General features: G+C 45.8%; 5 protein-coding genes. 4 read left to right on the plus strand and 1 reads right to left on the minus strand.

What is annotated here, in order from left to right; all coding sequences use genetic code 11:
* From QUA16_RS07485 to QUA16_RS07495, 3 genes are all read left to right on the plus strand, one after another.
* Positions 1-1017: calcium-binding protein (locus QUA16_RS07485; protein WP_333181077.1), on the plus strand; the 1017-nt coding region annotated here is incomplete at its 5' end.
* A gap of 181 nt (positions 1018-1198) precedes the next feature.
* Entirely contained in the window at positions 1199-1909 is a 711-nt protein-coding gene (locus QUA16_RS07490) for a calcium-binding protein (protein WP_333102640.1), read from the plus strand.
* Between the two features lie 351 nt (positions 1910-2260).
* On the plus strand, positions 2261-3583 hold the full coding sequence (locus QUA16_RS07495) for a serine hydrolase domain-containing protein (RefSeq protein ID WP_333102639.1): 1323 nt from the start codon (positions 2261-2263) through the stop codon (positions 3581-3583).
* Positions 3584-3730: 147 nt separating this feature from the next.
* On the opposite strand, the gene QUA16_RS07500 is transcribed toward QUA16_RS07495, so the two are convergent.
* Positions 3731-5086 carry an AAA-like domain-containing protein gene (locus QUA16_RS07500; RefSeq protein ID WP_333102638.1) on the minus strand — a complete coding sequence of 452 codons (1356 nt, stop codon included), beginning with the start codon at positions 5084-5086 and terminating at the stop codon, positions 3731-3733.
* A gap of 291 nt (positions 5087-5377) precedes the next feature.
* Here QUA16_RS07500 and QUA16_RS07505 point away from each other — a divergent pair.
* Positions 5378-8307 (plus strand): Calx-beta domain-containing protein (locus QUA16_RS07505; RefSeq protein ID WP_333181079.1); only part of this gene is annotated, 2930 nt, incomplete at its 3' end.

The following is an 8307-nucleotide window of genomic DNA, read 5'->3' on the forward strand; positions in this document are numbered from 1 at the left end:
AATCCTAACAAACCGCGTTTCATTGAAGACTTTACCGATGTTCCTCGGACTGACCCCGATGGCGACCCAAATCCTAACAAACCGCGTTTCATTGAAGACTTTACCGATGTTCCTCGGACTGACCCCGATGGCGACCCAAATCCTAACAAACCGCGTTTCATTGAAGACTTTACCGATGTTCCTCGGGAACAAGATGATTCTGCAACTGTCGATCTAATTGACCGCGACAGAAATGTTGGCGAAAATGAAACTACTCGCACCCTAAATCCTGTCGAAATTGTTCGCACTATTGACAGTGTTGGCCCGGTTGCTACCGCTGGCATTGTTGACATCATTGATGATTTGGGTACTCCAGAACTGATTAAAGCCGTTAACAGTTTTATCGGCACAATTGATAAGTTTGGCAATAAACCTAAGTCAGAAATTCAGTGGGGTACTCAAGGCAATGATTTCCTAAATGGAAAATTAAATCAGCCGAACCACATTTCTGCTTTAGGTGGCAACGATCGGGTATATGGCGGCTATGACAATGATGTAATCTATGGCGGTGCTGGCAAAGACACGATAGATGGGTTTGATGGTGACGATTATTTGACTGGCGGCACTAACAATGACGTGCTGTATGGCAACGGTGGTTATGACTTGCTCGAAGGTGGCAGTGGCCATGATTACCTTAATGGTAATAAAAATGGTGGGCCGGGGGGCTACCCTGACGAAATTGACACCCTTATTGGCGGTTTCGGAGCCGATACATTCGCAATTTTCGAGAAAGGCCCGGAGTTTAAAATGCCTTACTTAGATGGCTTAGGCGAGCACTCCTATGCAATTATTCAGGACTTTAAGAAAGCAGACGGAGATGCAATTTTGCTGGTGGGTAAAAAGCAAGATTACGACTTTGTATCGGGGGACGGTTATGGCAATAAGTTGATTCTCGACACGAAAATCTTTTATAAAGATGACATGATTGCCGTAGTTGCAGACACAATGGCTGCGGATTTAACCCTGTCGTTCGTCTAATTATATCTCTAGCATAACTGCTTCCCAGGCTCTGCCTGGGAACCGATGTCCAGAGGCTCTACATCGAAGAGCGAGCGGGAAAATAGGGAATCAAGTTTCAACGATTCAAAGCAATGTAGTAGCGATCGCACAGGTCGCTCAATCTCTACGTCCTGATTTTGAACAACAAGGAGCAACTGAAATGACAATTATTAATGGAACACCTTTCAATGACGATGGTACTTTCAATAACGGTCAATTACGACCCAAGTTAGTTGGTAAAGATCCTGAATTCATGCAAACCCCCAATGGCCCTGTATTAACGCTAGGAGATGACTCAATCTTTGGCTATGCAGGCAACGACATATTGTCGGGTCTTGGTGGAAATGACTATTTAGATGGTGGGTTTAACAACGACGTTCTCGATGGTGGCGTTGGTAATGATACTTTATATGGCGGCGTTGGCTACGATTATCTAGTTGGTGGCCCTGGTAACGATCGCCTGATTGGCGGTACTTTAGACGATGCTTTACTTGGCGGTACGGGCAACGACATTCTCTTCGGCGGAAGCGGTAAGGATATACTTACGGGTTACGGCTTTGGGCAAAATGAATTCGACACCCTCACGGGTGGCATGGAAAAGGATACCTTCGTGTTGGGTGACATAAAGGACAATAGCGTTTACTACCTCGGAAAGGGCTACGCCACAATTACAGACTTTAGTTTAGCTCAAACCGATAAAATCCAAATCAAAGGCCTTATCCAAGATGGTTACTCGCTTGAGCTTGGCAACTGGGGAGGTAGCAATGCCCAAGACACTGGAATCTTCTACAGGTATGATTTGATTGGTGTTGTGCAAGACCAAAATATTACCAATCTCAACCCAAATCAGGTGTTCCTCACCGCTAGCTAATTAATTGCCTAATTGAGGCAGCGCGATCGCTCTTTCAGTTTACAAAAAACTGAGGGCGATCGCTTTGTCTTTTATTGACGCTATTTGTTTTATACTGTCGCATCGGACTCCAGGGCTCAAACCTCGGCTTGATTATACGATCGCCAACCTAACTATGTAGAGATTTACCAAAAAACCGGATTTTTGCTGATTTTGATGATGCTTTGTCAGGCTGCGCCTGATTTTTTCCGATAAATTTAAAGCCTGAAGCTATTTATCAGTTCCTATAATACCTGATTTTATCTCCATTGCAGTTCAGGAGTTTTAGCAAGAAAATGATAACATAAAGCGAAAACCCACGAGTCAAAATCAATGAAAATTATTCCTAAATTATTAATCCTTTCTAGCCTAGCATTAAGTGGATTTCTAATTACGAGCCAATTAGTCAAAGCCGATTCGCAAGCAATTCTCACCAACCATCAATCCAAAATAGCTTCCACCGATGTTATTACCGCCCCAGGATTTGACATCAATCGGTTTGAGCAAAATATCAAGCAAACCCTTAATAACCAATCAATGGGTTACTCATATGCCATTGTACTCAACGGACAACTCAAAAAAAGCGGTGCAGGTGGCTATGCCGTTCTCCGACGAGATATCCCTAATAATAGTGGAATTTTCCCCGACCCCAAGGGAATCCCACAATACCCAACGAAGCGCATGAATATTGCCAGTATCACTAAACCCATTACCGCTACGGCTGTCCTGAGAATCATTCAACAGAAAGAAGCACCTAGCTATCCCAATCTCACGATTAATTCTACAATCGCACCTTTTCTTCCTACTACTTGGAATTTAGGCTCAGGTGTAAAAGATATCACCTTCAAAGAACTGCTATCACAATACAGCGGTATGAACCTTAATGGATCGGGAACCGAACTTAATCAGCTCACAGAATGGATTGCTCAAGGTGTAAATCGACCCAAAACAGAGTACAAATACCTCAATGCCAATCTCGCGATTTTCCGCGTTATTTTGCCCTACATGGTTTTGAATAATAGTCAAAAGGGCTACTACAGCAACCTGTACAAAACCAATCCCAAAGAGTTCGACAAACAAATGTCAAGAATATACAAAGATGTTGTTAAAGCTGAGGTCTTCGCGAAAGCTAAAATCAAAAATGCTGAGTTATACCATCAAACAACCAATAGCGAGGATGTGCTACCGCAACTTCCCACCCGATTGTATCACACAGTTGGGAGTATCCAACAGCCGAATCGAGCGGGATCTCTGGCAGGGGATTGGACGCTGATAGGTGGTGGAGGCGGATGGTATTTATCGGCAATGGATCTGGGAAGATTCTTAGCCTATGTGGGCTTTTCTAACGATATCCTGAATCAAAACACCCGTGATTTAATGTTTGATAAAAATAACTGTCCGGGTGCAAATTGCAGACCTCTTGGATGGCAACCTCCATTGGCAGGAAAACATGGCACTTATTACTCTCATGGTGGTTTGCTTTATTACGGTACTAAACCGAAAGAAAAAGAACCAGATTTGAGAAATGGGATGAACGGTGGTGTTGTTACATTTCCAAATGGAGTGCAGGCATCTTTATTGATTAATTCTCGCGGTCATTCTCCATCAGCCAAGCAAATTTTAATCGATGCGTTTGACAAAGCTTGGAGTAATTAAGTGCAGGTTTGAAAAACCCGGTTTCTGTAGCCAAAGTCTAACTCGAATATGCTTGCGCTCGTTATTCGAGTTAGACCTTGAACCCTAAAGCAATCACGGTTGATCGACCGGACACGCTCTGATACAATAAACTGCAAACCATGCTTTTCAACCTAAAACACGGCAGAAATACTCGCGGTACAAATTGCAACGCGGCATGAGATAATTGTTTTGCCGCCGCACAATTCCCATGCTGTGCAATTTGTAAATTTGCATTGAATCTAATTCAACTGGTTCGGCCGAATTAACAACTTTTTTCAAAGCCAAAGCTAATTCGGGATTTGGTTGCAAAATTTCCAAATGCTTCCGCAAATGACTGCTGTAAATTCCCGATTCTGATGCCGCATTTTCTAATAGCTGAGTTAATGAGATTTTGCCACAACTAATCTCATACATTGCCAATCTTACTAAATAAGGATGCCCGCCGATCGCACTTATTAACTCTTGCAATTGCCTCTCATCCCACTCCAAGCCGTGCACGCGAGCTAAATCGTGAATTTGCGGCCTCTCAAACTCCAGCAACTCAACCGGCACCCCCGCATTAAACGGAGATTGATTCATGTCCAAAGGAATATAAACTTCGGTAGAATGCGCCATTACCAACCGCAGTTTTTTCCAGATATCCGAAATCTTGGCTTTTTCGTGCCAGCTTCGCAGCATCCCCAAAAAGTCTTCAACTACTTCCGTGTAGGGAAATAGGCGATCGACTTCATCCAACCCCAAAACCACAGGCGCCGATGTTTCTGCCAGCAAATACTCTTCAAAGTAAACCGTACAGTTATCGTTGCTGCCCAAAATATCCGTATCCCAATATTCGTTTAACTTGTTTTCTAACTTTAGCTGTCGGCTTACCATCAAACACAGCCAGCGCAGAAATTTATCCAAATTTGTTAAGATTCCTCGGTCGGCAGCCCTCAAATCGATATAAACTGCGTGATAGTTTTCCCGCTCGCCCTGAGCTAAAATTCTGGTCATCAATGAAGTTTTGCCCATCATTTCCGGTGCTTTGATCCGAATCAGCGAACCGGGTTTCACAACTGTCTCGCAGCACAAAGATTCAATGTTGCAACGCTCTACATAAAAAGGAGAATCTAATGATACCGAACCTTCGGGAAATTGCAAATTTGCGCTCGCATTCAGTGTTGACGAGGGCTGATTTATGTTAGTAGATTGACGTAATTCTGGCGATGCAAATCTCCTTAGAGCTTCTTTGAAATTTTTCTTACTAATTTTTTCTCCTAACGCTTCTGAAAGCTTGTGCCACAATTTGTTACCGACATCTTTGTTGAGGTATTCAGCACTGTAGCCGTAAGTTTTGGCGATTTCCTCGTAACTTTTGCCTTCCCAAGAACCTTGAAGGACTTTCATTTCGATGTCGCTGAGATATTTGCCGGTGTTTTGAGCAAAAATGCGATCGGCAGATTCTTTGGTTTGGCTCCAAGAGAAGTCTAATTCTGAGTTCATGGGCTCGACCGGTAAGTACGTATATACGTAAGTATGCAGACTTTTACAAGATATCTATTGTTCCTGCATGGAGAAAGCCACCCTGACTTTTCCCTATTTTAACTGATTTAACCTGAGTTTTTACTGTCAGTCCTTGTAGAAAAGCCTGATTTTACTCCCCTGGTGGGTTTTGTTCTTAGGGAATAAACTGGTTTAGAAGCAACTTGATTGCCGATCGCCCGATCGCAATTATCGATCGCCTCACCAACAATAGCCGAACCTCGCCAACACCAGGGTATAAGGAGAAAAATTATGGCTGCTACCATTACCGTTAATAGCACAGATGACTCGAATATCAGGAATGCCGTCCTCACCCTCAGAGAGGCAATTCTGGTTGCCAATGGCACTCTGGATATTCCTGCTTTGACAGTGGCAGAACAAGCACAGATTAACGGTACATTGGGTACTGCAGCCGATCGCGATACGATCGCCTTTAATATCGGGGCGATCGGTTCTCAGCAATTAATTCAGCCTTTATCCGCACTGCCGCCCATCTCCGATCCAGTGATCGTCGATGGTTGGAGTCAAGGCGGCGCGGGCTATAACGGTTTGCCACTGGTGGAACTCAGCGGCAACCTCCCCGGAGTAGGGATTGTCGGACTTGATATCACTGCTGGGAAAAGTACCGTGCAAGGTTTAGCGATCAACAGATTTAGCTTGGCAGGCATCCGCTTGCAAACCAATGGCGGCAATGCGATCCTCAGCAACCACATCGGCACGGATCTTGCGGGTACGGTCGATCGGGGCAACCGCAGGGGGATCTGGATTGATGGCGTTCCAGATAATCGGATCGAGAACAACTTAATCTCCGGCAGCATCACTTTGCTTAACACCACTTTTGCGGTTGGTATCGAGATTTCCGGCATCGCTGCGCGCAACAACCAAGTAATCGGCAATCGCATTGGCACTGATATTACCGGTACTGTTGCGATCGGCCAAAGTACCAGCATTTTTATCCAAAATGCGCCTGAAAATCTGATTCAGAAAAACCTGATTTCTGGCAATGCGGGTGTTGGTGCGGTTGTTGGTAGCGGAATTGGGATCCAAGGCCCAACTGCCAGTCAAAATCGAGTTGTTGGCAACCTCATCGGCACTGATATCACGGGTAATGTAGCGCTAGGAAACAATTTGTTTGGCATCCTTATTGCCAGCGCTTCTAACAATATTATCGGTGGAACAACGCCTCAAGAACGCAATATCATTTCTGGCAGTCAGACTGCGGGTATTGCTTTTCTACAAGGGCCCGGTTCAGGCGTTATACCTGCTGCGGCAAACCGGGTTGTCGGCAACTATATCGGCACTAATATCACCGGTACTGCCGCTTTGGGAAATCTGATTGGCATCTTCATCGGTCTTGGCGAAACCAACATCATCGGCGGCGTGACACCGCAAGAACGCAATGTCATTTCCGGCAACCAAGTGGCCGTCTTATTCCAGGGCAACGAGACAACTGGCAACCGCGTTATCGGCAATTATATCGGCACGCAAGCTGACGGCAGCACTCCTTTACCCAATACCTTGTACAGCGTTATAGCTCAAGATACTGGTGTCAATAACCGCCTCGGCGGCACCGCAGGAGAAGGAAATACGATCGCATTTAATGCTAGTAACGGCATTCAAGTTACTGGTGGCAACGGCTTGGCAATCTTAGGCAATTCGATTTTTTCCAATAGTGTTTTAGGCATCGATCTCGATAACGATGCCGATCCCTTAACTGCCGACGGCGTTACCCCAAACGACTTGGGAGACTGGGATACAGGCGGAAACGGCTTGCAAAATTTCCCGGTGTTAACCTCGGCAACTGCTAGCGGCGACAACATTACCCTTAGCGGCACTCTCAACAGCATTCCCAATACGACTTTCCGCGTCGAATTTTTTGACAATATTGCTTTAGATCCCAGCGGTAACGGCGAAGGACAAACTTATCTCAACTTTGTTAATGTCACGACTGATGCTGCTGGCAATGCTAATTTCACATCGCCGCCTTTAACTGCAACAGGGGCGATCGTCACTACTGCTACTAACTTAACAACTAACGATACTTCGGAATTTTCTCAACCTTCCCCCGGCTTACTGGAATTTAGCAATCCCGCTTACACCGTGAATGAAAACGGTACAGTTGTAGGTACTGCAATTACCGTCAATCGCATCGGTGGTAATAAAGGTGCAGTTGGGGCAACGCTGACGCTGACGGATGGTACTGCTGTTGCTGCTGACTACACCAAGACGCCGATCGCAATTAACTTTGCCGCGGGCGATACGACACCAAAAATTGTTACTATTCCGATCGCCGATGACGCGATCGACGAAGCTGACGAAACCGTTAATTTATCTCTAACTAATCCCACGGGAAATGCTACAGTTGGCGATCAATACAACAATGCAGTTTTGACAATTGCAGATAACGATAACCCTCCAACTGTCAGCATCGCCCCCGCCACGATTAACCAAGCTGAAGGCAATACAGGCACAACTACCTACAACTACACCGTTAGCCTCTCCAATGCTTCTGGTTTGCCGATTACTGTTAACTACAAGACAGATGACGGTACTGCTACTACGGGCGATCTCGACTACGAAGATAATGACGGTAATCTCATCTTTAATTCGTCCGAAGCGCTAACAAAAACGATCACTGTAATTGTTAACGGCGACAAAAAATTCGAGGGGAATGAAACTTTCAGCGTTACCCTCAACAATGCCACCAACGCCACCATCAACCCCGCCACCAACCAAAGTACGGGCATTATTGTCAATGATGATAGTGATGACTCTAATCCCACTCCAACACCAACACCAACTCCGACACCAACTCCGACACCGATTCCGACAGAAACGCCAACGCCAACCCCAACTCCGACACCGATTCCGACAGAAACGCCAACACCAACTCCCACACCACTTCCGACAGAAACACCAACGCCAACGCCAACACCAACGCCAACACCAACGCCAACTCCCACACCGACACCGATTCCGACAGAAACGCCAACGCCAACTCCGACACCGATTCCGACAGAAACGCCAACGCCAACTCCGACACCGATTCCGACAGAAACGCCAACTCCGACACCGACACCGATTCCGACAGAAACGCCAACTCCCACACCGACACCGATTCCGACAGAAACGCCAACTCCCACACCGACACCGATTCCGACAGAAACGCCAACTCCCACACC

Origin of the sequence: Microcoleus sp. S13_C3 (assembly GCF_036700905.1) — a bacterium.
In the GTDB taxonomy this organism is placed as follows: domain Bacteria; phylum Cyanobacteriota; class Cyanobacteriia; order Cyanobacteriales; family Microcoleaceae; genus Microcoleus.

Coding starts and splice junctions, on each gene's coding strand:
- QUA16_RS07490 (WP_333102640.1), top strand. CDS start 1,199: ATGACAATTATTAATGGAACACCTTTCAATGACGATGGTACTTTCAAT.
- QUA16_RS07495 (WP_333102639.1), top strand. CDS start 2,261: ATGAAAATTATTCCTAAATTATTAATCCTTTCTAGCCTAGCATTAAGT.
- QUA16_RS07500 (WP_333102638.1), bottom strand. CDS start 5,086: ATGAACTCAGAATTAGACTTCTCTTGGAGCCAAACCAAAGAATCTGCC.